The sequence below is a fragment of the Micromonospora sp. NBC_00330 genome (assembly GCF_036136635.1).
Classification (GTDB): Bacteria; Actinomycetota; Actinomycetes; order Mycobacteriales; family Micromonosporaceae; genus Micromonospora; species Micromonospora salmantinae.
Genome location: NZ_CP108012.1, coordinates 3208929 through 3233434, shown reverse-complemented (window position 1 = coordinate 3233434; position 24506 = coordinate 3208929). Strand labels below are relative to the sequence as shown.

Annotated in this window: 23 protein-coding genes; 16 read left to right on the top strand and 7 right to left on the bottom strand. The window is 70.6% G+C overall.

The features are described 5' to 3' along the window. The first annotated feature begins 1 nt into the window (after position 1). The 4 genes from OG598_RS14485 to OG598_RS14470 are packed head-to-tail and all read left to right on the top strand — an operon-like array spanning position 2 to position 4111. Positions 2–1222, top strand: coding sequence for an ABC transporter substrate-binding protein (locus OG598_RS14485; RefSeq protein WP_328654930.1), 1221 nt, complete (start codon positions 2–4; stop codon positions 1220–1222). Then, the gene (locus OG598_RS14480; protein WP_328654929.1) at positions 1219–2331 is read left to right on the top strand and encodes an ABC transporter ATP-binding protein; all 1113 of its coding nucleotides are present in this window, start codon (positions 1219–1221) and stop codon (positions 2329–2331) included. Before OG598_RS14485 ends, OG598_RS14480 begins: the two co-directional genes overlap by 4 nt. Then, positions 2328–3221, top strand: coding sequence for an ABC transporter permease (locus tag OG598_RS14475; RefSeq protein WP_328654928.1), 894 nt, complete (start codon positions 2328–2330; stop codon positions 3219–3221). Before OG598_RS14480 ends, OG598_RS14475 begins: the two co-directional genes overlap by 4 nt. Continuing rightward, positions 3221–4111, top strand: coding sequence for an ABC transporter permease (locus tag OG598_RS14470; protein ID WP_328654927.1), 891 nt, complete (start codon positions 3221–3223; stop codon positions 4109–4111). The genes OG598_RS14475 and OG598_RS14470 overlap by 1 nt, the downstream gene beginning before the upstream one ends. On the opposite strand, the gene OG598_RS14465 is transcribed toward OG598_RS14470, so the two are convergent. Further along, on the bottom strand, positions 4089–5645 hold the full coding sequence (locus OG598_RS14465) for a gluconokinase (RefSeq protein ID WP_328654926.1): 1557 nt from the start codon (positions 5643–5645) through the stop codon (positions 4089–4091). The two genes, OG598_RS14470 and OG598_RS14465, sit on opposite strands and share 23 nt — an antisense overlap. Positions 5646–5809: 164 nt before the next feature. Then, on the bottom strand, positions 5810–6910 hold the full coding sequence (locus OG598_RS14460; protein ID WP_328654925.1) for a threonine aldolase family protein: 1101 nt from the start codon (positions 6908–6910) through the stop codon (positions 5810–5812). 193 nt (positions 6911–7103) lie between these two features. On the opposite strand from OG598_RS14460, the gene OG598_RS14455 reads away from it, so the two are divergent. Continuing rightward, on the top strand, positions 7104–7871 hold the full coding sequence (locus tag OG598_RS14455) for a class I SAM-dependent methyltransferase (protein WP_328654924.1): 768 nt from the start codon (positions 7104–7106) through the stop codon (positions 7869–7871). 13 nt (positions 7872–7884) lie between these two features. Here the strand turns inward: OG598_RS14455 and OG598_RS14450 are convergent, their stop codons facing one another. The 3 genes from OG598_RS14450 to OG598_RS14440 all read right to left on the bottom strand — a co-directional run bounded on the left by OG598_RS14450 (position 7885) and on the right by OG598_RS14440 (position 10495). Next, a complete protein-coding gene (locus tag OG598_RS14450; RefSeq protein ID WP_328654923.1) occupies positions 7885–8598 on the bottom strand; it encodes a hypothetical protein in 714 nt (237 codons plus the stop codon). Positions 8599–8705: 107 nt separating this feature from the next. After that, complete coding sequence (locus tag OG598_RS14445) at positions 8706–9368, bottom strand: response regulator transcription factor (RefSeq protein ID WP_328654922.1); 663 nt, start codon at positions 9366–9368, stop codon at positions 8706–8708. Next, entirely contained in the window at positions 9365–10495 is a 1131-nt protein-coding gene (locus tag OG598_RS14440) for a sensor histidine kinase (RefSeq protein ID WP_328654921.1), read from the bottom strand. Before OG598_RS14440 ends, OG598_RS14445 begins: the two co-directional genes overlap by 4 nt. A gap of 144 nt (positions 10496–10639) precedes the next feature. Between OG598_RS14440 and OG598_RS14435 the strand changes: the two genes are divergently transcribed. The 11 genes from OG598_RS14435 (at position 10640) to OG598_RS14385 (ending at position 21725) form a co-directional block, all read left to right on the top strand. Beyond that, on the top strand, positions 10640–11635 hold the full coding sequence (locus tag OG598_RS14435; protein ID WP_328654920.1) for a carboxymuconolactone decarboxylase family protein: 996 nt from the start codon (positions 10640–10642) through the stop codon (positions 11633–11635). A 10-nt stretch (positions 11636–11645) separates the two neighbouring features. Then, a complete protein-coding gene (locus tag OG598_RS14430) occupies positions 11646–12098 on the top strand; it encodes a DUF6220 domain-containing protein (RefSeq protein ID WP_328654919.1) in 453 nt (150 codons plus the stop codon). Further along, a complete protein-coding gene (locus OG598_RS14425; RefSeq protein ID WP_328654918.1) occupies positions 12095–13834 on the top strand; it encodes a multicopper oxidase family protein in 1740 nt (579 codons plus the stop codon). The genes OG598_RS14430 and OG598_RS14425 overlap by 4 nt, the downstream gene beginning before the upstream one ends. 15 nt (positions 13835–13849) lie before the next feature. Next, a complete protein-coding gene (locus tag OG598_RS14420; RefSeq protein WP_328654917.1) occupies positions 13850–14278 on the top strand; it encodes a VOC family protein in 429 nt (142 codons plus the stop codon). 28 nt (positions 14279–14306) lie between these two features. After that, positions 14307–14759, top strand: a complete 453-nt coding sequence (locus OG598_RS14415; RefSeq protein WP_328654916.1) for an OsmC family protein — start codon at positions 14307–14309, stop codon at positions 14757–14759. 47 nt (positions 14760–14806) lie between these two features. Beyond that, positions 14807–15892, top strand: coding sequence for a hypothetical protein (locus OG598_RS14410; RefSeq protein ID WP_328654915.1), 1086 nt, complete (start codon positions 14807–14809; stop codon positions 15890–15892). 186 nt (positions 15893–16078) lie between these two features. After that, positions 16079–17491 carry a non-reducing end alpha-L-arabinofuranosidase family hydrolase gene (locus OG598_RS14405; protein ID WP_328654914.1) on the top strand — a complete coding sequence of 471 codons (1413 nt, stop codon included), beginning with the start codon at positions 16079–16081 and terminating at the stop codon, positions 17489–17491. 269 nt (positions 17492–17760) lie between these two features. Beyond that, positions 17761–18375 carry a dihydrofolate reductase family protein gene (locus OG598_RS14400; protein WP_328654913.1) on the top strand — a complete coding sequence of 205 codons (615 nt, stop codon included), beginning with the start codon at positions 17761–17763 and terminating at the stop codon, positions 18373–18375. 76 nt (positions 18376–18451) lie between these two features. Next, on the top strand, positions 18452–19126 hold the full coding sequence (locus tag OG598_RS14395) for a DUF6891 domain-containing protein (RefSeq protein ID WP_328654912.1): 675 nt from the start codon (positions 18452–18454) through the stop codon (positions 19124–19126). 122 nt (positions 19127–19248) lie between these two features. Then, complete coding sequence (locus OG598_RS14390) at positions 19249–20142, top strand: SGNH/GDSL hydrolase family protein (protein WP_328654911.1); 894 nt, start codon at positions 19249–19251, stop codon at positions 20140–20142. A 128-nt stretch (positions 20143–20270) separates the two neighbouring features. Beyond that, positions 20271–21725, top strand: coding sequence for a serine/threonine protein kinase (locus OG598_RS14385; protein ID WP_328654910.1), 1455 nt, complete (start codon positions 20271–20273; stop codon positions 21723–21725). Positions 21726–21890: 165 nt separating this feature from the next. Here the strand turns inward: OG598_RS14385 and OG598_RS14380 are convergent, their stop codons facing one another. Both OG598_RS14380 and OG598_RS14375 read right to left on the bottom strand, forming a co-directional pair. Then, on the bottom strand, positions 21891–22919 hold the full coding sequence (locus tag OG598_RS14380; protein ID WP_328654909.1) for a glycoside hydrolase family 11 protein: 1029 nt from the start codon (positions 22917–22919) through the stop codon (positions 21891–21893). Between the two features lie 434 nt (positions 22920–23353). Continuing rightward, positions 23354–24499, bottom strand: a complete 1146-nt coding sequence (locus OG598_RS14375; RefSeq protein ID WP_328655334.1) for an RNA polymerase sigma factor — start codon at positions 24497–24499, stop codon at positions 23354–23356. Positions 24500–24506: the final 7 nt, after the last annotated feature.

Below are 24506 nucleotides of genomic sequence, written 5' to 3'. Positions count from 1 at the left end.
CATGGGTATCTCGCGGCGCGGCGCTCTCCTGGTCACTGCATCGTCGCTCCTGGTGGGCACTGTCGGGTGCGGGGCACCCGAGGCTCCCGGCGACAACACTGGCGACAGCACCGGTGAGGTGCCACAGCGGCCCGGTAAGGCCGTCACGCTCAACGTCCTCGACGTGGCGGGCAACCTCCAGCTCACCCAGGGGATGATCGACGAGTTCGTCTCGAAGAACCCCGACGTCATCTCCCGGGTCACCTATTCCAAGGCACCCGCGCCCGAGCTGGCCGGGAAGATCAAGGCCCAGCAGGGGGCGGATCGGGTGGACATCGGCCTCGTGCTGACCGGCGTCGACGGCCTGGCCGCCGGGATCGAGCAGGGGCTCTGGATCGACGTGTTGCCGACCTTCCAGGACCGCCTCGGCGGCATGAGCAACTACCTGGAGCCGGCCGCCGCGATGCAGAAGCTCGCCGGCAACGCGGGCGTCACAGTCACCTACTACCCGTCCGGCCCGCTGCTCGAATATCTGCCGTCCCGCCTGGCGACGCCACCCACCAGCGCCGACGCGCTGCTCGCCTGGGCCAGAGCCAACCCCCGGAAATTCCAGTACGCCCGGCCGGCCAACTCCGGCCCGGGGCGGACGTTCCTGATGGGTCTGCCCTACATCCTGGGCGACTCGAACCCCAAGGACCCCACAGCGGGCTGGGACAAGACGTGGGCCTTCCTCAAGGAGCTGGGCCAGCACGTCGACTACTACCCGTCCGGCACCACCGAGACGATGAAGAACCTCGCCAACGGCACCGCACACCTGATCGTCAGCACGACCGGTTGGGACATCAACCCGCGGGTGCTCGGCACGGTGCCCAAGGAGGCCAGGATCACCCCGATCGACGGCTTCCACTGGGTCACCGACGCGCACTACGCCGTCCTGCCCAAGGGCGTGTCGACCGACACCCAGGCCGCCGTGCTGGCCCTGCTGGCGTTCATGCTCACCCCTGAACAGCAGGCGAAGGCGTACGACGAGGGTTACTTCTACCCGGGCCCGGCGATCAAGGAGGTCCAGCTCTCGTCGGCGCCGCAGAAGAGCCAGGACGCGATCCGGGAGTTCGGTCGCCCCGAGTATGACGCGCTGATCGCCGGAAACCCGACCGAGGTCCCGCTCGACGCGAAGAGCCTGGTGGCGGCGTTCAGCCGTTGGGACCGCGAGATCGGCGGCGGCAAGGTCAAGCAGGGATGAGCGCCTTCACCCAACTGCGGCTGGACGGGGTGTCCCGCCGCTTCGGTGGCCAGGCCGCGCTCACCGAGCTGGACCTGACGATCGAGGCGGGGGAGTTCATCGCCCTGCTCGGCCCGTCCGGCTGCGGCAAGTCGACGGCGTTGAACTGCCTGGCCGGGCTGCTGCCGTTGACGGAGGGGAGCATCTGGCAGGACGAGCGGCGCATCGACACCCTCCCACCGGAGCGGCGCGGCTTCGGCATGGTGTTCCAGAGCTACGCCCTCTTTCCGCACCTGACGGTCCGGGCGAACATCGCCTTCGGGCTGCGGATGCGGCGGCTGCCCAAGGAGGAGACACGCCGGCGTACCGCGGAGGCGGTGCGGCTGGTGCGACTGGAGGACCACGTCGACAAGTTGCCCGGTCAGCTCTCGGGTGGCCAGCAGCAACGCGTCGCCATCGCCCGCGCCGTCGTGTTCGAGCCGTCCCTGGTGTTGATGGACGAGCCGTTGAGCAACCTCGACGCCAAACTGCGCCTGGAGATGCGGACCGAGATCCGTCGGCTGCACCAGTCGTTGGGGCTCACCACCGTCTACGTGACCCACGACCAAGAGGAGGCGCTGTCCCTGGCCGACCGGCTGGTGGTGCTGCGGGAGGGGCGGGTGCAGCAGATCGGCTCGCCGCGTGAGCTGCACACCCGACCGGCGAACTGGCACGTCGCCGACTTCATGGGCTACCGCAACCTGTGGCGGGGGCGGGTGGAGCAGTCCGACGGCACTCGGGTCACCGTCGAGTCGTCCGGCCATCGCCTGCTCGGCGAGGTGGTGGGAAGCCTCCAGCCCCGGGGGGACGTCATGGTCGCGGTACGCCCCGAGGACATCCGCGTCGACGGGCCCGGCGAGACCCGCAACACCATGTCGGCGACCATCGAGGTGGTGGAGTACCAGGGCCGCGAGTTGGCGGCCGAGGCCCGTACCGACACCGGGCTGCTGCTGCACCTGCGGACGGAGCAGCGGATCGCGCCGGGCGACCAGGTCAAGCTCGCCGTCGACCCGCAGCGGCTGCTCGTCTATCCCGCCGACGCGTCGGCGCAGCCCGACCGCCTCGCTGACGCCCCGGGGGCGACGCGGTGAGCGGGCCCGGGAGGCCGCTGGCGCACTGGCAGCACCGTCTCGCCGAGCGGGGCGTCGATCGTCAGCTCTGGTTGCTGGTCCCGGCCCTGGTGTTCGTCATCGCCCTGTTCCTCTACCCGTTCTTCTACGGGCTGACGCTCTCGTTCCAGCCGACGAAGGGCGGGCCGTTCAGCGACTACGCCCGGTTCTTCTCCGACTCCTACGAGCGGGGCACGATCTGGATCACGCTGCGGATCGCGTTGCCCGCCGCGCTCCTGAACGTCCTCGCCGCGGTGCCGATCGCCTACCGGATGCGCGGCCGGTTCCGGGGCAAGCGGCTGGTCACCACGCTGCTGGTAGTGCCGATCACGCTCGGCACGGTCCTCACCGCACAGGGGCTCCTGAACTTCCTCGGCCCGACCGGCTGGTTCAACCGGATCCTCCTCGCCACGCACCTCGTCGACGAGCCGGTGCGGCTGACCCACAACTACTGGGGCGTGTTCTTCTCGCTGGTGATCACCGGCTTTCCGTTCGCGTTCCTGCTGGTGCTCTCGTACCTGTCCGGCATCGACCCGACCCTGGAACGGGCGGCCGCGACGCTGGGCGCGGACTGGCGTCGCCGGTTCACCCGGATTACCCTGCCGCTGCTGATGCCCGGCCTCGCTACGACCTTCTGCCTGACGTTCGTCCTGGCGTTCAGCGTGTTCCCGTCCGCCGTTCTGGTCGGCAACCCGGCCGGGGAGACCCGGGTCATCTCCCTCGCCGCCTACCAGGCGGCCTACGAGCAGTACGACTATCCGTACGCGTCGGCGATCGCCATGATCATGGGCTTCGTCGAGCTGGTCATCATCGCTGTGGTGCTGGCCGCTCGTAGCCGCTTCTACACCGGCTCCACCGGAGGCAAGGGCTGATGGCAACGACCACCCAGGCCCCACCAGCGCGGCCCCCCGCCACCAGCACCGACCGGCGGCGACGCATCGCCGCGCGCCCGGCCGCCTGGATCGTGTGGGGCGTCGTCGTCTTCTTCTTCCTCAACCTGCTGGGCGTCGTGGCGTCCGTGCTGGTCAGCTCGTTCGGCCAGCGCTGGTTCGACACCTGGCTCCCGGACGGCTACACCACCAGCTGGTACGCCCGAGCCTGGGACGAGTTCGCGCTTCTCCAGGTCATCGTCGTGACGCTGGAGGTCTCCGTACTCGTCGTGGGTCTCTCGCTACTGATCGGCGTGCCGGCCGCCTACGCCCTCGCGCGGCGCTCGTTCCCGGGCAAACGGCTGATCTTCCTGGTGTTCCTGCTGCCCATCCTGATGCCCCCGATCACCTACGGCATCCCGCTGGCGACAGTCCTCTACAAGTTCGGCCTGGCCGGGCACATGTCCGGCGTGGTGCTCGCCAACCTCGTGCCGTCGGTGCCCTTCGTCATCCTGACCATGACCCCGTTCATCGAGCAGATCGACCCGAGGATCGAGAGCGCCGCGCGCATGTGCGGCGCGGGCCTGCGGACGGTGTTCCTCCGGGTCCTCACGCCGCTGCTCGTGCCGGGCATCCTCGCCTCGGCGATCCTCGTGCTGGTCCGCACCGTGGGCATGTTCGAGCTCACCTTCCTGACCGCGGGGCCGGACTCGCAGACCCTGGTGGTGGCGCTCTACTACTCGATGTCCGCGTCCGGGATCAGGGCTCAACAGTCGGTCGACGCCATGGCGGTCATCTACACCTCGATGATGCTGGTCCTCCTCGTCGTCGCGCTGCGCTACGTCAACCCGACCCAGCTGGTGGCCCAGGTCAAGGACGAGCCGGAGCACTGAGGCCGGCGCAGGCCACCTCGTCGAGGATCTCACCCAGCCGGCCCGCGACCGTGATGAGTGCTGGCAGTTTCGTCCGCAGGCCGCGGTAGGTCGCGGCGAGGGCAGGGTCGACCGCGATCGGCTCGGTGCGGGCACCTTCGGGATCGAGCTGGGCGACGGCCCCGGGGAGATCGGGGGCCAGGCCGATCGCGAAGAGCCCGAGCGCGGCCGCGCCGAGGGCGACGTCGTCGGCCGAACCCGACGCCCGCACCGGGCAATCCAGGACCGCGGCCATCACCGCACGCCACAGCGGAGATCGGAACGCGCCACCGCTTAGGCGAACGCTGCTGACCGGTGTCAGCTCGGCCAGGCGGTCACGGACGCCGCCGAGCTGGAGGCAGACACCCTCCACGGCGGCCCGTACGAGGTGACCGCGAGAGTGCTCGCTGCGCAACCCCAGGTACGCGCCCGGCGGGCCAGATTCCCCCGCCGGGGCCCGGTCGGCCTGCAGATAGGGCAACATCACCAGTCCGTCGCTTCCCGGGGCGATCCGCTCGGCGAGAGCCAGGAGCTCGGGTGCGGCGAGCTGGTCATCGGACGCCGGGCGAAGGCCTGGTTCGAGCGCCCTACCGGCCCAGCGCACGACGTTGCCGCCGTTGTTGACCGTCTCACCGATCACCCAGGCGTCCTCGGTGAGCGCAGCGCAGGAGAAGGTCTCCGTGGGGTCGACGAGCGGCGCCGCGACGACCGTCCGCAGGGCCCCGGTGGCCGCGAGTGTCAGACCGGCGACCCTGCTGTCGATCGCCGCCATGCCCAGGCTGCTCGACGGACCGTCACCCGCGCCAACGACGACAGGTGTGCCGGACGGCAGGCCGACCGCCTGCCCGGCCGCCGAGGAGAGCCGCAACACGCCCGTCGTGGGTAGGACCGGAGGCAGTTGCCTACCGGACACCCCGACGAGGTCGAGTACGCCCGCGCTCCACACCCGACGATGGATGTCGAACATGCCGGTGCCGGACGCCGACGACAGCTCGGTCACCAACGTTCCGGTCAGCCGATGGACCAGGTAGTCCTTCAGGCCGATCCACCACCGCGTCGCCGTGCAGAGGTACGGCTCGTGGCGGGCGAACCACAGGAGTTTGCAGAGCGGGCTTCCCGGGTGCACGGGCGTGCCGGTAACCCGGTGCAGCTCCCGGCTCTGGCCGGAGACCCGTAGGTCGTGGGCCACCTCGGCGGACCGCGTGTCACGCCCGGTCAGCAGCGGCGTCACCGGGCTGAGTGTCGCGTCCAGCCCGATCACGCCGTACCTGGGGGAGCTGAACGCGAGGGCGACGACCTCCGCCCCGGCGGTGTCGGCGACACACGCGGACACCGCCGCCAGGGTGGCCGCTACCAGCACGTCGGGGTCTTGTATCTGCCAGCCGGGCAGCGGTTGGAGCAGCGGGAACGCCCGCGTCCGGATGTGTCGGGCGGAGCCGTCCAGCGCGAACGCGCCCGCCCGTACGGCGGTGGTGCCAACGTCGACCCCGAGGATGACACGACGCTCCGGCCCCATGAGCACATGGTCGAGCGGTGGTCGACCGGTGGGCAAGCGGTTGCGCGCAGTTGTCGTGTCGTGCGGGCCAGAGATCAGGGTCGAATCGGCAACAGCCGATCACGTGCAGCGTCGCGGCGTATCTCTGACCACCAGTGGTGCCGGCGGTGGCGCCAGCGCCCGGGTCAATGGCCGACGACGCGGCCGAGGAAGCGCTCACCAACCTCGGCGATGTCCTCGGCGGTCCACTTGAGGGCGGGGGTGGCGACGGTGACCTCGGTCATCGCCATACCCGGCACGGCTGTTTCCTGCCACCCGGCGACGAACCACACCTTTTCCTCCTCGGCGAGTGCGAGCGTAGCGTCGTCGAGCGCCTGCGCCGAGTGGGGCAGCCAGAGACGGAATCGATGGGTGTGCGGAGGTTCTGGATACACCCGCGCGCCGGGAAGCGCGCTGAGTGCCGCGGCGACTGTTCGCGCGTGCCGCACATACTCGGGGATGCGAGGCAGCTCCCTGTCGAGTCCGGCGAGTGCGGTCAGAGCGGCTGGCCACTGCTGGAACACCTCGCCGCCGTAGCGGTGCCGCCAGATGCGGGCGTAGGAGGCGAGCTGCGTGGTGCCCGCGAGCGCCGCCCCGCTGATACCGCCGATCGTCTTGTAGAACGAGACGTAGGTGCTGTCGGCGAGGTCGGCGATCTCGCTGAGGGTGTGTGCCAGGTGTGGGGTGGATTCCCAGATTCGGGCGCCGTCGACGTGCACGCGGGCGCCGATGGCGCGCGCGGCGGCGGATGCGGCGGCGAGCTCGTCCCAGGAGGGAAGGACGAAGCCGGCGTCGCGCAGCGGGAGTTCGATGACGACGGTGCTCACGGGTTCGGCGAGGGCGGTGATCTCCTCGGCGGTGGGGTTGCGCGGCGCGGTGGTCGGCCAGGTGCTGCGCAGGCCGCTCAGGTGGGCGTAGGCATGCCGTTCGTCCATCTCCAGGTGGCCGAGCGGGTGGAGAGCGACCGTCGGGTGCCCGGTGCGGTCAGCGCCATAGCGCAGCGCGACCTGCTGGGCCATCGTGCCGGTGGGGAAGAAGACGGCGGCCTCGGTTCCCAGTAGTCCTGCCACGCGTTCTTCAAGCGTGTTCACCGGACCGTCGCCGTAGAAGTCGGGCTGACCGTCCAGATCACCGCCTGCGTCCATGTCCGCGAGCCGCTCCCTCATGGTCGTGGGCCGGATGCCGGAGAGGATCTGGTCGCAGGCGCGCAGCGCGGCAAGCCGACGCTGCCTGGTGTTGTGGGACATCGGCGGATCGTCGCATGTCAGCGCAACAGCGACCAATCGGTTTCCGGCGGCAGGAGATCAGCGTCAGCGAACGAGCTGCCCTAGTCGCAATCGGCCCGGCTGGACGACATCGGCGGCTGACTCCAAAGACCGCGTAGTGATCATCAGGGCGCCTGAGCGCGGTTGGGGCGTGGGTGGTGACAGGATTGTTGGCATGTCTGCTCGCGCACTGAGCTTCGGGATGGTGGCCGAACAGTACGAACGGTACCGACCGGGCTATCCCGCCGAGCTTGTCGACCTGGTGCTGACGTACGCGGGTCGGCCCATTCGAACCGCGCTGGAGATCGGCGCCGGAACCGGCAAGGCGACCCGGCTGTTCGCCGGAGCGGGCGTCACCGTCACCGCGACCGAGCCGGACGAGGCCATGCTCGCCGAGCTGCGCAAGCACGTGCCAGCAGGCGTCCGGACCGTGCGGGCCGCGTTCGAGGACCTGCGGCCGGGCGCGACGTACCACCTGGTCTACGCGGCGGCGGCACTGCACTGGACAAAACCGGAAGGGCGATGGTCACGGGTGGCCGCGCTGCTGGAACCCGGCGGCGTGTTCGCCTCGTTCGGTGGGCCGAGAAAGCTGGTCGACCCGGCGGTGGCCGACGCTGTCCGTGCCGCCCGGGCACCCTTCCTGGAGAGCGACGAGATTCCCTCTCCCGACGGCACGCCCCCGGGGCAGGCCATGCAGTGGCCGGGCACGGAACTCCAGCGCTCCGAATGGTTCACCGATGTGCGGCAGACCGTGATCGAGCGTCGGCTGACGATGAGCGCGCGCGACTACGTCGGGCATCTGTCGACGATCTCGGCGTATCTCGAGCTGCCGACCTCGAAGCAGGAGCAGGTCTTCAGCCAGATCGAGCGGGTACTGCCCGAGACGGTCGAGCTTGCCGCCGACATCGTCGTGCATCTCGCCCGTCGGCGCCCCGATCAGTAGCGCCCGCTGACGCTCAGACCAGGAACTCCTCCCGCATCCGCGCGCCCAGGTTGATCCCGCCCACCGCCCGTGGGCCGGCCGGGTCGTGCACGGCCACTGTGTTGTTGCGACGCATCAGCTCCCGGACCGCGGGCGGCAGCCGCGGCGGGTCGTCCATGGCCGCGAGGACCTGCCCGGCACTGACGATCAGTCGGTCGGCCAGGGTGGCGGCGTCGGTGTCCACCCGCACCCGGCCGTACTCCCAGCCGGAGGTGGTCAGGTCGAGCACCTCGAACACGCGGGTCACCAGCGGGTTCGGGTCGGTCACCCGGTCGAGCCGGGGCGCCCGGTTGCCGACCACTGTGACGGCGGCGGCCACCTGCGCGTACGGGTGGAAGCCGCACGGCAACGCGAACAGCGGCCAGCGCAGGGCCGGGCCCGCCTCCTTCCACAGCGGCCGGTAGTTACGGCGGTGCACCAGCAGCCGCCGGCCCGTCCGCCGGTGGATCTCCTGGGCCTGGGCCTGAAGGTCCACGTGGGCCTCGTCGGCGACCTGACTCACGATCCGGGTCGCCACCACCAGGCCGTCGTCACTGTCGAGCGAACCGGTGAGCGCGTCGACCTGCTCGGTGAACCGGATCCGCGCCTGGGGGCCGTACCGGGACTGGACGTCGTGCAGCAGCGCCTGCTGGCGTCCCGGGTCGAGCTGGACCTTCCTACCGCCCAGCAATCGACGGAGCCAACGCATGTCGCCTCGATTCAGCAGAGCCGTCGCGGACGGCGGCAATGCTAGTGCGTCGACCGTCCCTCATGTTCCCAAGGGGGGTTGATCGACTCCTGCCTCGGGGGCGGCGATCACCGCCGACGCGGGGTGATCAGCCCCGACTCGTACGCCCACACGACCAGCTGGGCCCGGTCGCGGCAGTGCAGCTTCGTCATCGCCCGGTTGACGTGTGTCTTGGCGGTCAGCGGACTGATCACCATGCGCGCGGCGATCTCGTCGTTGGTCAACCCACGGGCGACCAGCTCGACGATCTCCTGCTCCCGGGCGGTCAGCACGTCACGTCCGGCCGTCGGCACGGCCGGCGGTGGGCCGGCCACGAACTCACTGATCAGGGTGCGGGTGACAGTCGGCGCGAGCAGCGCCTCACCGCGCGCGACGACGGTGACGGCGTGCAGCAGGTCGGCGGGGTCGGCGTCCTTGAGGAGAAAGCCACTGGCGCCCGCGCGGAGGGCGGCGAACACATAGGAGTCGAGCCCGTAGTTGGTGAGGATGAGAACGCGGATCGCGGCGAGGTCGGGATCAGCGGCGATGCGCCGGGTGGCCTCGATGCCGTCGAGGCCCGGCATCTGCACGTCCATCAGCACGACGTCCGGGCGCAGACACCGCGACAGGTGGACGGCCGAGGTGCCGTCGGTCGCCTCGCCGACGACCTCCAGGTGGTCCTCGGCGTCGAGCAGTGCCCGGAAGCCGGCTCGCATCAGCGCCTGGTCGTCGGCGAGCAGCACCCGGATCATCCCGACTCCCGCAGCGGGAAGGTGGCCCGTACGGTGAACCCGTGGTCGTCGTGCGCGGCGGTCCGCAGCGTGCCGCCCAGGGCGCTGACCCGTTCCCGCATGCCGCGCAGGCCCACGCCCGGGGTGAGCGGCTCAGTCGGCGACGCCTGGCCGTCGTCGGTGACCGCGACGGTCAGCCCCGCCGGGGCGTACTCCACCTGGATGTGCGCTGTCGCGGGCCCGGCGTGGCGGGCCACGTTGGTGAGCGCCTCCTGGATGACCCGGTACCCGGCCTGGTCGACCTCGTCGGGCAGCTCCCCGCGCCGGCCGGTGACGGTCACCTGCACCGGTACGCCGACCGCCCGGGTCCGCTCGGCCAGCTCGTCCACCCGGGCCAGCCCCACCCGGTCGCCGTCGGTTGGTGCGCGGAGGACGTCGAGGGTAGTGCGGAGTTCCCGCATCGCGGCGCCGCTGGCCTCCTGGATCGCCAGCAGCGTGGCCGACGGTTCCTCGCCGTGTTTGCGGGCCAGGTGCACGGCGATCCCGGCCTGCACCTTGATCACCGAGATGCTGTGGGTCAGGGAGTCGTGCAGGTCGCGGGCGATGCGCAGGCGTTCCTCCCCGGCGCGCCGCAACGCCATCTCCTCGCGGGTGCGTTCGGCCTCGACCGCCCGCTGCTCGACCTGCTCCAGGTACGCCCGACGCTGCCGGGCGACGAGCCCGGCGACGTTGGCCGCCACGAACCAGCCGAGCAGCAGGGCCGTCCGCTCGGCGACCAGCTGGCCTGGTCGGCCGTCCGGCGCCATCGAGATGTCGCGGGCCAGGAAGCTACCGAGGAAGGCGAGACTGGCCACGGCGGCGGCCCACCGGTGTCCCTGCCAGGCGCTGACGTAGACCGCGCAGAGAACGGGGAACGCGGCGGACACCCCGGGGTGCACCCGGACGTGGACGGCCAGCATGGCGACGGTGACCACGCCCAGCGCCACCACCGGGTAGCGCCGGCACGCCGCCAGGGCCACCACAGTGGCGAGGACCAGGGCGACGTCGAGCGCCTCGACCGGCGCGGCGTCCGGGGTGAGCACGGCGTTGCCGAGCAGGAGGACGCCGAGGGCGAGACCGCCGAGGGCGTACGGGAGGTCACGGCGCATGGTCGCACTGTAGAGCGGCCGTCGTCGCTGGAGCATCCCGCGCGCGTGGTAGCTGCGGCGTACCACGGACGCGGTATGAGCGGCGGGGCAAATGTCTGCGGCGGCACGACGTTTTCCCGGCCCGTCGGAACAAGCATCGAGCCCATGACATACCGCTTCTTCACCCCCACGCCGACGAGAGCGGCCACCGGCCGCACCGCCGCCGTCTACCAACAGTTGCGCGACGACTTTCTCGGGCCGTTGCCGACCTTCCAGGCGCTCTCGGCAGTGCCGGAGGTGCTGGCCGCGACCTGGGCCCTGATGCGGGAGGCGCTGCTCGCCGGGGACGCGCCCCGGGTCGACCGCGAACTCGTCGCGGCCGCGGTGTCCCGGGCCAACCGCTGTCAGTTCTGCGTCGACGCCCACGTGCTGCTGCTGCACGCGCTGGGCGCACCGAAGCTGGCCGAGGCCGTCGCCCGGGGCGAGACGCCCCCCGAGCCGAGGCACGCCGCGCTCGTCGGTTGGGCGCAGGCGAGCCGCAGCCCCAGGGCCGCCGACTGGACCGGCACCTACGGCCCGGAGATCACCGGCACCCTGCTCGCCTTCCACTTCATCAACCGGGTCGTGTCCGCGTTGCTCGGCAGCGATCTGCTCCCCGGCGGCCTGCAACGCTCCCCGCTGGTGCGCTCGGTCGGGGGCCGGCTCTACGCCAAGGCGGCCCGGGAGCCGAAGGAGCCCGGCCGAAGCCTCCCGCTCCTGGACGCCGACGCGACGGCATCACCTCCCGCCTGGGCGGGGGACAGCCCGGTGGGCGTCGCCTACGCGTCGTTGCGCAACGCCGCCGCAGGGGGTGGGGACCTGCTGCTGGGCGACGTGGCGCGCCAGACCGTCACGGCCACCGTGCGCTGGGAGGACGGGCGGTTCCCGGCCCGGCCCGCGGACTGGGCCGTCGACCTGGTCCGGGACGTGCCGGGCAGGGACCGCATCGGGACGCGGATCGCGTTGCTGGCGGCGTTCGCGCCCAGCGCGATCAGCCCGGGCGACGTCGCTCTCTGGCGGCTCTCCCACCCCGCCGACGCCGACCTCGTGCGGTTGGTCGCGTACGGGGCGATCACGGCCACCGATCACGTCGCCCGGGCCCTCGCCTCGGCGCGCCTCTAGGAGGTAACCCATGCGCAAGGCTCTCGTCATCGTCAGCGCCGTGTTGCTCGTCGCGTTCGCAGTGCAGTTCGTCCTCGCCGCCGTGGGCGGGTTCACCAGACCCGCCGGCGAGGACGCGTACGCGCTGCACAGCGTCAACGGCATGGCGGTCATCCCGATTCTCACAGTGCTCACCGCAGTGTTCGCCGCGCTGGCGAAGGCGCCCGGAAAGGTCATCGGACTGGCGATCCTGCCGATCGGCCTCGTCCTCCTCCAGCCACTCATCGCCATGTTGGCCGAGGCGTCCACCGACGCGTCGGGTGTCAGCACCCCGCTCGGCCTGACCATCGGTGGGTTGCACGCGCTCAACGGAATCATCGCGGTGCACGTGGTGGTCGGCGTCCACCGGGCGGCGCGGCAGTTGGCCGTCCCGGCTCCCGCCGACGCGGCTCGGCTGGTCACCCGGGAAGGAGAGCCGGCATGACCACCGGGTCGCTGCTCGTGGCCGACCTCGTGATCGCTGTCCTCGCGGCCGCCACCTGGCTGGGGGGTGGCGCCGCGTCCGCCGCCCGCCGCCGCCCGCTCGCACTGGGACTGGCGGCCGTCGCGCTGCTCGCCACGCTCGCCCGCGCGATCACCATCACCGCCCTCGTCCGCGCCGGCTGGTGGTTCGCCGCGGAGAAGGTCCTCATCGCGGCCCCACTGTCGCTCGCGGCCGTGGGCGTCGCCGGTCCGCGGTTGCTGCGGGCCCCGGGCGACATCCGGGCCGTCGCGGTCCCGCTGCTCTTCGCCGGGTACGCCACGAGCAGCGCCCTGCTCGTGACGATCCTGCACGGCTATCCGGCGTCGGCCGGGGCGGGGCTGCTCGCGGTCGCCGGGGTCGTGGCGGCCACGGCCATCTCGGGGCGTGCGCTCGGTGCGCGCCCGTCCCGGACGGTGTCCCGGGTGGCCCTCGTGGTGGCGATGGCGGCGCTGTTGACCGGAACCGGCTTGACCGTCGCCCCGGGGGCCGCGCCCGCCGTACCGCATGAGCATGGTTTCCCGGCGGCCCGGATCGCCGACGAACCCACCCGGCGGTTCACCCTGACCGCCGCGACCGCCACTGTGGACGCGGACGGCCGGAACGTCGCGGCGTGGGCGTTCAACGGGCAGGTCCCCGGACCGGAGCTGACCGCCACCGTCGGCGACGTCCTGGAGGTGACGCTGCGCAACCGGGACATCGGGCGTGGCGTCACACTGCACTGGCACGGGTACGACGTGCCGAACGATCAGGACGGGGTGCCCGGGGTGACGCAGGCGGCGGTGCGGCCCGGGCAGGAGTTCGTCTACCGGTTCCGCGCCGACCAGGCCGGAACGTACTGGTACCACACGCACTCGGCCTCCGATGTCGGTGTGCGGATGGGTCTCTACGGCGTGCTGGTGGTGCGACCGGGCCCGGTGACCGGCCTCGACGTCACAGTGCCGGTGCACACCCTGGCGGGCCGTCCGTTGCCCGCGCCGAGAGTGGAGAAGGTCGACGCCGGCCTGCCGGCGCGGATGCGGCTGATCAACACCGACAGCACGACGCACCGGTACGCAGTGGCCGGGACCGCGTTCCGGGTGGCCGCTATCGACGGCGTCGACCTGCGCGGCCCGACGCCGCTGGTGGACACCGCGGTGCTGATCCCGGCCGGGGGCCGCTACGACCTGGAGTTCACCGCGCCGGCCACGCCGGTGGCGCTGTTCGTCGACGGGCGGGCGGTTTACTCGACCGGCCCGGTGTCGACGGCGACCGGCGCCTGGCCGGTGCTCGACACGCTCGGCTACGGCGCTACCGCTCCGGTGCCCTGGTCCCGGTTCGACAAGACGTTCACCCTCGTCCTCGATCGTGGCCTCGACCTGCGCAGACTGCTACCGCGGTACGCCCACACCGTCAACGGCGCGGCCGACCCGGACATCCCACCGCAGGTCGTACGCCTCGGCGACGTCGTGCGGTTCACCATCGTCAACCGGTCGCAGATCGTGCACCCGTGGCACCTGCACGGCCACCACGTCCTGGTGCTGGCCCGCGATGGCGAGCCGGCGGCCGGGAGCCCGCTGTGGCTGGACTCGTTCGACGTCCGTCCGGGCGAGGTGTGGGAGGTGGGATTCCGGGCCGACACTCCCGGGATGTGGGCCAACCACTGCCACAACCTGGCGCACGCCGACGCCGGGATGATGCTGCACCTGACGTACTCGTGATCGTGCTGCGGGCCGATGAGCCGCGCACCTGTGCCAAGCTGGTTCATGCCCTTGAGCGCGCATCACCTGAGAGCGTCGGTCGCCGTGTCGGACATCTCGGCGGCGGTCGCGTTCTACGAAGGCAAACTGGGCCTACCGGCGTTGCGGTCCGGGCCGAGCGCGACAGTCGTCGACGGCGGCCGGGTCTACGGTTCCGGTGGTGGCCCGGCCCTCAACGTGTTCCAGTCGGTCACCGCCGGGAAGACTCCGGCAACACTGGCGACGTGGTATGTCGACGACATCGACCAGATCGTCGACGAACTCTCGTCGTCCGGCGTCGAGTTCATCCGTTACGAGCAGTTGACCCACGACGCCAAGGGGATCACCGCGCGGGCAGGTGGTGGGCGCATCGCCTGGTTCCAGGACCCGGATGGCAACACCTTCGCTGTCGAAGCTGACGTCTGAGTCGGGAAGTGTGGGTAGCTTTCCTGTCATGACTGAGGACAGCTTCCGCTCGGTGGAGATCGAGCGCACCAGCCTGGGCAACTACGTCGTGCGGAACTCCCGTGGCGGTTCGGTGTCGTTGGGCGCGGGCGAGGACGCCAGTTTCACGCCGGTGGAGCTGCTCCTGGCTGCCATCGGCGGCTGCACCGCGGTGGACGTCGACCACATCACCAGCCGCCGCGCCGAGCCGACAAAGTTCGCCGTCGCCGTGACCGGTGACAAGGTTCGGGACGAGGCCGGCGGAAACCGGATGCGGAACCTGCGGGTCGAGTTCACAGTGACGTTTCCGGAGGGCGCGGACGGCGACCAGGCGCGCGAGGCGCTGCCCCGCTCGCTGCAGCAGTCACACGATCGGCTGTGCACCGTTTCCCGTACCGTTGAACTCGGCACACCCGTCTCGATCGTCGACACGGCCGAGCCACCCGCCCCTGATCCGCGCTGAGCACTGCTACTCAGGCCCGTGCGGTCCGTTCGTGTGAGGGTGACGGGATGCGTCGACTACTGGTGCCACTGTTGATCGTCCTCACCGTGGTGGTGGCGTGCGCCGACCCGAACGCCCAGCCGGGTCGCTCGGACCCGACGGTCGCGGAGCCGGCGCCCACCGAGCTGCTCGCCGACGGCAGCGTGCCCTGGGCCGACCTGAAGATCACCGACGAGGACTTCAACGGCCGCCCTGCCGCGCCGAGAACGCCGGCCGCCGGCAGCGAACCCTGCCGGGCGGAGCAGCTGACCGGCAGGCTCACCACCTGGACGCGGCCCGGCACCAGCGGTGAGACGCCTCGGGGCTTCGATGCCGCCATCGGCAAGCTCATCGGCGAAGTGGACGTGCGGAACTCGTCGACAGTCGAGTGCACCCTTCAGGGCGAGGTGCCCACGACCATGCTCGCCGGTGGCCGTGAGATCCCGATGCTCTACACCCACGGCATCGACGAGGAGGGCCGCACCCGGGTGGTCGCCGTGCCGGCCGGCGGCAACGCCAGCCTGCGCGTGGACTGGTCCGGGCCGTTCTGTCAGCCCGTGAAGGGGGCGTTGGAGCTCGCCATCGAGCTGCCGCACGACGGCGGCAGGTTGCGCGCACCCGTCACCGCCGACGAGCGTCCGGGCTGTCCGCAGGGGGAGGGGGTCCACCCCCGCGCGCGGGGGACGCTGTCCGCGAGCGGGTTCACCGAGCCGGTGACGGTGTCGAAGCCCCCGTCATCGCCGCTCGACCAGCTCACCGTCGCCGTTCAGGGGCCGACGACCGCCGTCGCCGGGTCGCGGCTCTCCTTCCGGGTGACGCTGGGCAACCCGACCGACGGCCCCCTCGCGCTGGACCCCTGCCCGGCCTACCTCATGGAACGGTTCTCTCTCGGCGACGCGACGAACGACGCGGTGAACTCGGCCCAGCTGTACCGGCTGAACTGCCGTGCGCTCCCGCAGATCTCCGCTGGCGGGAGTGCCGTCTTCGAAATGGTCGCCGAGGTGCCGGCCTCGATGCGGGCCGGGCGCGAGCTGAGCGTGACGTGGAAGCTCTATCTGCCGCACTACGTGCAGCGGGGCAACCAGTTCGGCGTCCTCACCCTCACCGTCGTCTGAGGAAGGCCGCTGCCGGGCCAGCCGCATCGGCGAAGGCTACGTAGGCGAGAACGAGGGATAGATGTTGTTGAGTGCCTGGGAGCGCTCCCGTAACATACCTGACGCGGCCTGTTAACGCTCACAATCGGTCACCACACAGCGACCGCCACCAATGCAAAGGCCGCCGTCCCGCGAGGAGGGTGCTATATGACCAGATCCAGAGCCACCAACGTCGGTCTGGTTGCGGCCGGCGTCGGCTTACTGATGTCGTCGACAGTCGTCGCGGCGCTGCCGGCCGGTGCCGCAGCCGAGGGCTGTTCGGTGAACTACGCCGTGTCGTCGCAGTGGCAGGGCGGCTTCGGCGCCAACGTGGCGATCACGAACCTGGGTGACCCGTTGAGCAGTTGGACGTTGACCTGGTCGTACGGCGCCGGGCAGACGGTGACGCAGGCCTGGAACACGTCGTTGACGCAGAGCGGGTCGGCGGTGACGGCGAAGAACGTCAGCTACAACGCTGCGGTCCCGACCAACGGCTCGGTGTCGTTCGGGTTCAACGGGTCGTGGACGAGCAGCAATCCAGCACCGACGAGCTTCGCCCTGAACGGTGTCACCTGCACCGGTGGCACGACGCCGACCGATCCGCCGACCGATCCGCCGACCGATCCGCCGACCGATCCGCCGACGGACCCGCCGACCGATCCGCCGACGTGCAACCTTCCGTCGACGTACCGGTGGTTCTCGACGGGAGCGCTGGCGCAGCCGAAGTCGGGCTGGGTGTCGCTCAAGGACTTCACCGTCGCCCCCTACAACGGCCAGCAACTCGTCTACGCCACCACCCACGACAACGGCACCCGGTGGGGCTCGATGAACTTCGGCCTCTTCACGAACTACTCGCAGATGGCCTCGGCCAGCCAGAACGCGATGAACAACGCGACAGTCGCACCTTCGCTGTTCTACTTCGCGCCGAAGAACATCTGGGTGCTCACCTACCAGTGGGGTGGGCCCGCATTCTCGTACCGGACCTCGACCAACCCGACCAACCCGAACGGCTGGTCGGCGGCGCAGACGCTGTTCAGCGGAAGCATCACCGGTTCGGGCACCGGCCCGATCGACCAGGCGGTCATCGGTGACGACCAGAACATGTACCTGTTCTTCGCCGGTGACAACGGCAAGATCTACCGGGCCAGCATGCCGATCGGCAACTTCCCGGGCAGCTTCGGCTCCAACTACACGACCATCATGAGCGACACCACGAACAACCTCTTCGAGGCCGTTCAGGTCTACAAGCTCCAGGGCCAGACCCGTTATCTCATGATCGTCGAGGCGATCGGTTCGCAGGGTCGCTACTTCCGCTCGTTCACGGCCACCAGCCTGGGCGGCTCCTGGACGCCGCAGGCCACCAGCGAGAGCAACCCGTTCGCCGGCAAGGCCAACAGCGGCGCCACCTGGACCAACGACATCAGCCACGGTGAGCTGCTGCGCACCAACGCCGACCAGACGATGACCGTCAACCCCTGCAGTCTGCAACTGCTCTACCAGGGTCGTTCCCCCAGCTCCGGCGGCGACTACGGCCTGCTGCCGTACCGGCCGGGTCTGCTGACCCTGCAGCGCCCGGTCTGATCGAGTTCGGCTGACCCGCGACGGGCGGGCTCGGCGTCACGCCGAGCCCGCCCGCACCACTTCGGGCGCGGTTGATCCACTCGGGTTCATGGAAGTCGCGGTATTCCGGTCGTCCTGATGCCGCGACTTTCTGGAACGCGAGTCGATCAGCCTCTATGGCTGACAAAGAGGGGATACGACACGCATCATCGGGGCGGCCTGTGGCTGACGAGTTTGGGACGATGCGCCGGTCGACCTATCGACATCACCCGACTCGAAGGGACCTCGCGATGGCAACTGTCATCTCCACGCTGTTCATCTCGGCCGACGGCGTGGCCGAGATCGACCCTGACTGGCACTTCCCGTACTTCGACGAGAACATGGGCCGCGCCGTCACCGAGGACTATGACGCCGCCAACGTGCTGCTCATCGGCCGCGAGACGTACGACAGCTTCGCCGGCGCCTGGCCCGACCGGGAGGCCGCGGGTGGCGACGACGCACCGTTCGCCAAGCAACTCGGCGACATGCGCAAGGTCGTCGTCTCGCGCCAGCCGCTGGAGTTCTCCTGGCGCAACTCCGAGCTGATCGGCGGGGACCTCCTCGACGCCGTCGCCGCGCTCAAGGCCGATGCCGACGTCCGCGGAATCCTCATCCCCGGGTCGATCTCCGTCGTGCAGCAACTGCTCGCCGCCGGCCTGGTCGACGAGCTGCGTCTGCTGGTGCACCCGGTGGCCGCGCGCAAGGGCCGCAAGCTGTTCGACGAGGGAGACGCGGCGTACCACCTGCGACTGGTGGCAACGGAAGCGTTCCCGACCGGGGTCCTTCGCGTGATCTACGCGCCGGGCACGGCACCGACTCCGGTCGGCTACGAGGAGATCAAGGACCAGGTTCCGGCCGGAAACTAGGGCGCGTTTCGGGGGTGGTCGCCGCGCCGGCCGTTCTCCGACCGAGGCCGTCACAGGCCCATGTGAAGATCGCGTCGTGACTGAGTGGACGTACAACGATCGCCCGGTAGGCGTCAGGTTCCTCACCGATCGGATCCCGGAGCCGGGCCGTACCGCCGTCGAGGACGAGCTGTGGGCCTGGGTCGTGCGGGGTGAGGCCGACGCGGACGAGTTCGTCGACTTCTTCGACGACGCCGACGAGCGCTGCGGCGCCACTGACGATGAGCTCAGGGCGGCGCACGAGACGGCGTTGGCGGTTCGGCGGGAGCAGCAGCGCGAGTGGGGTGAGGTGCGCGGCAACCTGACCCGTGCCTTCGTCGAGCTCAACGAGCTGGGGGTGCTGGCCCGGGAGAACTTCAGCTGCTGTGGCACCTGCGCGAGTGCCGAGATCCATGACGAGCGGGACGACTCTCGGCACTGGCGCGGGTTTCTCTGGTACCACCAGCAGGACACCGAGTCGCTGCTCGCGAGCGAGGACGGCGAGGTCTATCTCGGGTACGGCGTCTATCCTTCGGCCGACTTCGACGAGGTCGCCTACGAGGGGCTGTCGGAAGCCGAGCAGCAGGTCATCTACCAGGCCGACCTGGAACGACTGCTGGACGAGGTCGCGTTTCCGGTGCTCCGCAAGCACGGCATGCGGGTGGAGTGGAACCGCAAGCAGTCCCGGCGGATCCGGGTCATCGGTGCTCAGTGGTACGCGCCGATCGATTGACCACCACCGATTCATCCCACACTTCGGACCGGCATTTAGTGAGGGTGATCGATATTGACGGTTTGCCTCGGCGGCGACAGGATCTCGGGCACCACCACCCTGATCCCCTCCTGGGAGGCGCCATGACCCGTCCCCGCCTGCCCCGCCTGCGGGCAGCCACCCGGTTGGCCGCACTCGCCCTCGCCACCGCCGGCGTGCTGCTCACCGTCGCCACCCCCGCCAGCGCCGCCGTGCCCACCGGGCGTTACGTCGCGCTGGGCGACTCGTACACAGCAGGTCCGCTGATCCCCACCCAGGTCGACCTCAACTGCCTGCGGTCCAACCGCAACTACCCGTCGCTGGTGGCGGCGTCCGCCGGCTCGTCGTCGTTCGCCGACGTGAGCTGCTCCGGCGCCACCACCGACGACATCCTCTACGGCGGTAGCGGCCAACTGGGCATCACGTTGCCGCCGCAGCTCAACGCGGTCACGTCGAACACGTCGCTGGTGACGGTGCAGATCGGCGGCAACGACATCGGCTTCTCCGGCATCATCGGCGACTGCGCGGAGGCGAGCGTCAGCAGCCCGCTCGGATCTCCGTGCAAGAACCGGTACACCGCCGGAGGTGTCGACCAGTTGCAGGCGCGGATCGTCGCCGCCACGCCGAAGATCACCGCCGTGCTCCAGGCGGTCCGGCAGGCCGCGCCGGGCGCGCGGGTCGTGGTGCTCGGCTATCCGGCGATCCTGCCGGACAGTGGTTACGGCTGCTGGCCGGTCGTTCCGATCGCCTACCAGGACGTGCCGTACCTGCGTGGCGTCGAGAAGTCGCTCAACGCGATGCTGGCCAGCGTCGCGAGCGCCAACGGCGCCACCTACGCCGATGTCTACACCCCGTCGATCGGCCGCGACGCGTGCAAGGGCAGCGGCACCCGGTGGGTCGAGGGTCTGGTGCCGCAGAACTCGGCCGCGCCGTTCCACCCCAACGCACGAGGTGAGCAGGGCATGGCCACCGCCCTGATTGCCAGGCTGAACAGCTGACCGGGCCGTAGACAGCCGGGCCCGCCCCGCCGGCAGCGGCGGGGCGGGTTTCTCCTGCGGTGCGCCGACGCGGCGCGGTCCCCAGCCTCGACGTGCTTGAAATCGAGGAGTCCGGGGTACCGAAAGCTATGCCGAATGTGGGGCAAGTCGTCGGAGACCGTTACCGCCTGGTCGAAAGCATCGCCAGTGGCGGAATGGGTGACGTGTGGCGGGCTGTCGACGAAACACTCGACCGCTGCGTGGCGGTCAAGATGCTGCAACCACGCTTGGTTACCGACGACGGCTTCGGCGAGCGGTTCCGGCGCGAGGCGCGGGCCATGGCGGCCCTGCGTCACCCAGGTGTCGCCCAGGTCTACGACTACGGCGAGGTGTCCCAATCCGGAGCGCTGGTCCTCGCCTACATCGTGATGGAGTGCGTGCAGGGGCAGCCCCTGTCGGAGCGGATCGCCGAGGTCGGCCGACTGGACGTGGCCGAGACGATGTCCATCGCCGCGCAGACCGCCCGTGCGTTGCAGGCCGCGCACGACGCCGGTGTCATCCATCGTGACGTCAAACCCAGCAATCTGATCATCGAGCCGGACGGACACGTCGTACTCGTCGATTTCGGTGTTGCGGTGACGCAGGAAGCGGCGAGCCTGACCGGAGCGAACCAGATCGTCGGCACCGCCCTGTACATGGCACCCGAGCAGGTCGCGAAGAACGAGATCACACCGGCGATCGACATCTACGCGCTGGGGGCTGTCGTCTACCACTGCCTTGCCGGTCAGCCGCCGCACCAGGGCGAGAACGCCGTCGCGGTGGCGCTGCGGCATCTGGAAGAGGAACCGTCGCCGCTGCCCGAGGACGTTCCGGCCGAGGTCCGGCGTGTGGTCGCCACCGCGATGGCCAAGGAGCCCGCCCACCGCTTTTCGACGGCAGCGGACATGGCCAGCGCGGCGCAGACACTCGCGGACCCGTCTGATTACCTGCTGTCCACCGCGACCGGGGCTACCGAGGTCGGGGCGCGGACCGAGGTCACGGCCGCCCGGCGGCCGGCCCTCGGCGGCACGGTGGGCCGGGCCGTCACTCCCGGGCCCAGAGCGCTCGCGGTGCTTCTCGGATCATTGGCCGCCGCGGCTGCCGTCCTGGTGCTCGCCGATCCCGTCGGGATCATGCCCGGCCCGACCGGGCGACCGTCGACGCCTCCCGTGGTGCCGCCGGCGGTGTCGCCAACGGTGCCGACTCAGCGGGAACCGGGCCCCGGCGTCGGCGGCGGCGAACCGGCCACCCGCGGTCCTGGGGGCATGCCGGTCCGTGCGCCCGGCTCCCCGACCCCGACGCCCAGCCGGGGCGAGGGGACGCCGGCTCCGTCGACGCCGTCCGGTGGGAGCACGACGGATGCGCCTGGTCCCACCGCGTCCGAGAGCGCTCCTGCGGAGGCGACGGAAGCTCCGACGGAAGCCCCGACGGGCGGAACGACAGCGCCGCCGACCTCGGAGACGACGGAGAACCCAGCGGCGGACCCAACCTCGGAACCGTCCGCGGAGGAATCGGCGGCGGAGGAATCGGCGGCCGGAGGAGAGAACGCGATGCCGCAGGTGTAGGGGACGGCGGCGAAGACCACTGTCTCGCGGCTGGACCGTGCCGTACCGGCCGACCCGAGGCCGTCATGGACGCCGAGGCGGACGGGGGTTGCCTGCACAACGCAGACTGGCGTGGCGACCGAGGCCGCCACGCCAGCGGTGCGATGTGTCAGGAACTGATCACTGTCAACTGGTGCGGCAGGTGATCGTCGGCCAGTTCCAGTTGCCGTTGGCCATGATCGTTAGGCCGAAGTTGTTGCCGTTGCCGTTCGGCGTCGCGGTGACGGTGCCACTGCTGCCGTTGACGGCGGCGTTCCAGCTGCTCTGAACGCTCTGACCGCCACCGAGGCCGAGGCTGACGACCCAGTTGTTGGTGCCGCTGACCGCGACATTGAGGTTGAACCGGTCACCCCACTGCTGGCCGGCGGAGATCGTCGCGTTGCAGTTGCCGGTCCCCGGGTTGCCGGTGGGGGGCGGGGTGGTCGGGTTGCCGCCGCCGCCGCTGCCCTCCCGGACGGTGATGTCGGAGCTTCCGCTGCTCTGGTAACCCTCGGTGGCCATGACCTGGTAGCTGTGGTTGGTGCCGAGGTTCAGGCCGGCCCGGGCCCAGGCGTCGAAGTGATTGGCGGTGGTGATGGTGCCACTCGAGCGCTTCTGCTGGCGGACGCTCCAGAACTGGTAGAACGTCTGGTTGCCGTCGATCGACGGGGCGTTGACCCGCTGGCTGCGGAGGATGTCGTAGGTGCCGCCGTCAGTGGTGACAGTGCCCATCCGGGTGGCGCCGCTGCTCGGGTTGTAGCTGCCGAAGTTCTCCACCACGTAGTACTCGATGAGCGGGCTGCGCGTCCATCCGTACAGGGCGAGGTAGGTGTTGTTGTTGCCCGGGTTGTAGCTGCCCGAGTAGGTGACAGTCCGTCGGTTGCCGGTGGCCCAACCCTTGCCACCGACCCAGTTGTTGGTGCTCCTGTCCCAACTGCTGGTGTATCGGCCGTCGGCGCGCAGCGTCATGCTGGCGTTGCCGCTGTCCTTCCAGAACGAGAAGTAGTACCCGTTGTGCGTGCCGGTGAGGTTCGACGTGAGGGTCCGGTCGGCCTCGGCGTACGCGTTGGTGGCCGTCATCGTGCCGGCGACGGCCATGACGGCGGCGCATGCGGCGCCCAGGAGCAACCGCATGCGGCCGCGGCCTCTCGGTTTGGTGTGGCTGGTGTCGGTCATGGAACTGTTGCCTCCTCTGACGGCTGGCGGGGGCCAGCGGCGCGGTACGCCTCGGCAGGCTGCCGGTGGTCGGGTCAACGGCCACGGCGTCGTACCGCTCGGTGGTGGTGGGGGCCGGTCGTCCTGCACGACGATCGGAGAAGTGGGTCGTGGTGGCTGGTGCTGACGACAATCGAGCGCCGTCGATGGCGACCGTATTAACCCGGCCGTCGACTTGTCAACAAATTCCGGAAACAGCGTGGCAACATCGCTGTCATCACCGGAGCGGCATCCATCCAGGTCAGTAGTCGATCAGAGTCCGAGGCGGTCACTGCGGCGTCGCGACGGCCGACCGTCAGCCGGGGTTGGGGCTGCCGAAAGTTCCGGAGACTTTCCGGACCGGATGCCCCGGCTGTGGCCAGCGGCACGGGCAGACGGTCCCGTTGCCCGGGCGGTCAGCGACGCCGCAGGGCGTTGAGCCGGGCGGCCTGGCGGGTCAGATGGTCGCGTTCGGCGAGGTTGGGGGCCTGCTGGGCGGCCTCGGCGTACAGCCGCGCCGCCGTTGCCAGATCGCCGTCGCGCTCGTGCAGGTACGCCGCCACCGCCGTGTAGCGGGGCAGCGCGTCGTCCACCGCCGCGAGCGCCGCCAGGCCGGCCCGGGGGCCGTCGGCCTCACCGACCGCCACCGCGCGGTTCAGTCGGACGACCGGGTTCCCGGTCAGACGCGCGAGTTCGTCGTACCACTCCACGATCTGCACCCAGTCGGTCTCCGCGGCGGTCGGCGCGTCCGCGTGCAGCGCCGCGATGGCGGCCTGGGCCTGGAACTCACCCAGTTGGTCGCGGGCCAGGGCCGCCTGCAGAATCTCGACGCCCTCGGCGATCGACCGGGTGTCCCAGCGGCTGCGGTCCTGCTCGGCGAGCGGCACCAGGCTCCCGTCGGGCGCGGTCCGGGCGGCGCGCCGGGCGTGGTGCAACAGCATGAGGGCGAGCAGCCCCGCCACCTCGGGGTGGTCGATAGTGGCCGCGAGCTGCCGGGTGAGCCGGATGGCCTCGGCGGCGAGGTCCACGTCGCCGGAATAGCCCTCGTTGAAGACCAGGTAGAGGACGCGCAGCACTGTGGCGACGTCACCGGGCCGGTCGAACCGCAGCCCGGAGACGGTGCGCTTGGCCCGGCTGATGCGCTGCGCCATTGTCGCCTCGGGCACCAGGTAGGCGTGGGCGATCTGCCGGGTGGTCAGCCCGCCGACGGCGCGCAGCGTGAGCGCGACAGCGGACGACGACGTCAGCGACGGGTGGGCGCACAGGAAGTAGAGCTGGAGCGTGTCGTCCACAGGGGGAACGGGCCCTGGCGCCGGCTCCTCCTCGACGAGATCCTCGCGCCGACGGCGAGCGGTGTCGGCCCGGGCCGCGTCGAGGAACCGTCGCCACGCCACGGTGGTCAGCCAGCCCTTGGGGTCGCGCGGCGGGTCGGCCGGCCAGACCCGGACCGCCTCGACCAGGGCGTCCTGCACGGCGTCCTCGGCCGCCGCGAAGTCGATTCCGCGGCGGACGAGGATCCCGAGGACGCTCGGCGTGAGGCTGCGCAGCAGCGTCTCGTCCATCGGAGCC

Coding starts and splice junctions, on each gene's coding strand:
- OG598_RS14485 (WP_328654930.1), top strand. CDS start 2: ATGGGTATCTCGCGGCGCGGCGCTCTCCTGGTCACTGCATCGTCGCTC.
- OG598_RS14480 (WP_328654929.1), top strand. CDS start 1,219: ATGAGCGCCTTCACCCAACTGCGGCTGGACGGGGTGTCCCGCCGCTTC.
- OG598_RS14470 (WP_328654927.1), top strand. CDS start 3,221: ATGGCAACGACCACCCAGGCCCCACCAGCGCGGCCCCCCGCCACCAGC.
- OG598_RS14465 (WP_328654926.1), bottom strand. CDS start 5,645: ATGGGGCCGGAGCGTCGTGTCATCCTCGGGGTCGACGTTGGCACCACC.
- OG598_RS14460 (WP_328654925.1), bottom strand. CDS start 6,910: ATGTCCCACAACACCAGGCAGCGTCGGCTTGCCGCGCTGCGCGCCTGC.
- OG598_RS14455 (WP_328654924.1), top strand. CDS start 7,104: ATGTCTGCTCGCGCACTGAGCTTCGGGATGGTGGCCGAACAGTACGAA.
- OG598_RS14450 (WP_328654923.1), bottom strand. CDS start 8,598: ATGCGTTGGCTCCGTCGATTGCTGGGCGGTAGGAAGGTCCAGCTCGAC.
- OG598_RS14445 (WP_328654922.1), bottom strand. CDS start 9,368: ATGATCCGGGTGCTGCTCGCCGACGACCAGGCGCTGATGCGAGCCGGC.
- OG598_RS14440 (WP_328654921.1), bottom strand. CDS start 10,495: ATGCGCCGTGACCTCCCGTACGCCCTCGGCGGTCTCGCCCTCGGCGTC.
- OG598_RS14435 (WP_328654920.1), top strand. CDS start 10,640: ATGACATACCGCTTCTTCACCCCCACGCCGACGAGAGCGGCCACCGGC.
- OG598_RS14430 (WP_328654919.1), top strand. CDS start 11,646: ATGCGCAAGGCTCTCGTCATCGTCAGCGCCGTGTTGCTCGTCGCGTTC.
- OG598_RS14425 (WP_328654918.1), top strand. CDS start 12,095: ATGACCACCGGGTCGCTGCTCGTGGCCGACCTCGTGATCGCTGTCCTC.
- OG598_RS14420 (WP_328654917.1), top strand. CDS start 13,850: ATGAGCCGCGCACCTGTGCCAAGCTGGTTCATGCCCTTGAGCGCGCAT.
- OG598_RS14415 (WP_328654916.1), top strand. CDS start 14,307: ATGACTGAGGACAGCTTCCGCTCGGTGGAGATCGAGCGCACCAGCCTG.
- OG598_RS14410 (WP_328654915.1), top strand. CDS start 14,807: ATGCGTCGACTACTGGTGCCACTGTTGATCGTCCTCACCGTGGTGGTG.
- OG598_RS14405 (WP_328654914.1), top strand. CDS start 16,079: ATGACCAGATCCAGAGCCACCAACGTCGGTCTGGTTGCGGCCGGCGTC.
- OG598_RS14400 (WP_328654913.1), top strand. CDS start 17,761: ATGGCAACTGTCATCTCCACGCTGTTCATCTCGGCCGACGGCGTGGCC.
- OG598_RS14390 (WP_328654911.1), top strand. CDS start 19,249: ATGACCCGTCCCCGCCTGCCCCGCCTGCGGGCAGCCACCCGGTTGGCC.
- OG598_RS14385 (WP_328654910.1), top strand. CDS start 20,271: ATGCCGAATGTGGGGCAAGTCGTCGGAGACCGTTACCGCCTGGTCGAA.
- OG598_RS14380 (WP_328654909.1), bottom strand. CDS start 22,919: ATGACCGACACCAGCCACACCAAACCGAGAGGCCGCGGCCGCATGCGG.
- OG598_RS14375 (WP_328655334.1), bottom strand. CDS start 24,499: ATGGACGAGACGCTGCTGCGCAGCCTCACGCCGAGCGTCCTCGGGATC.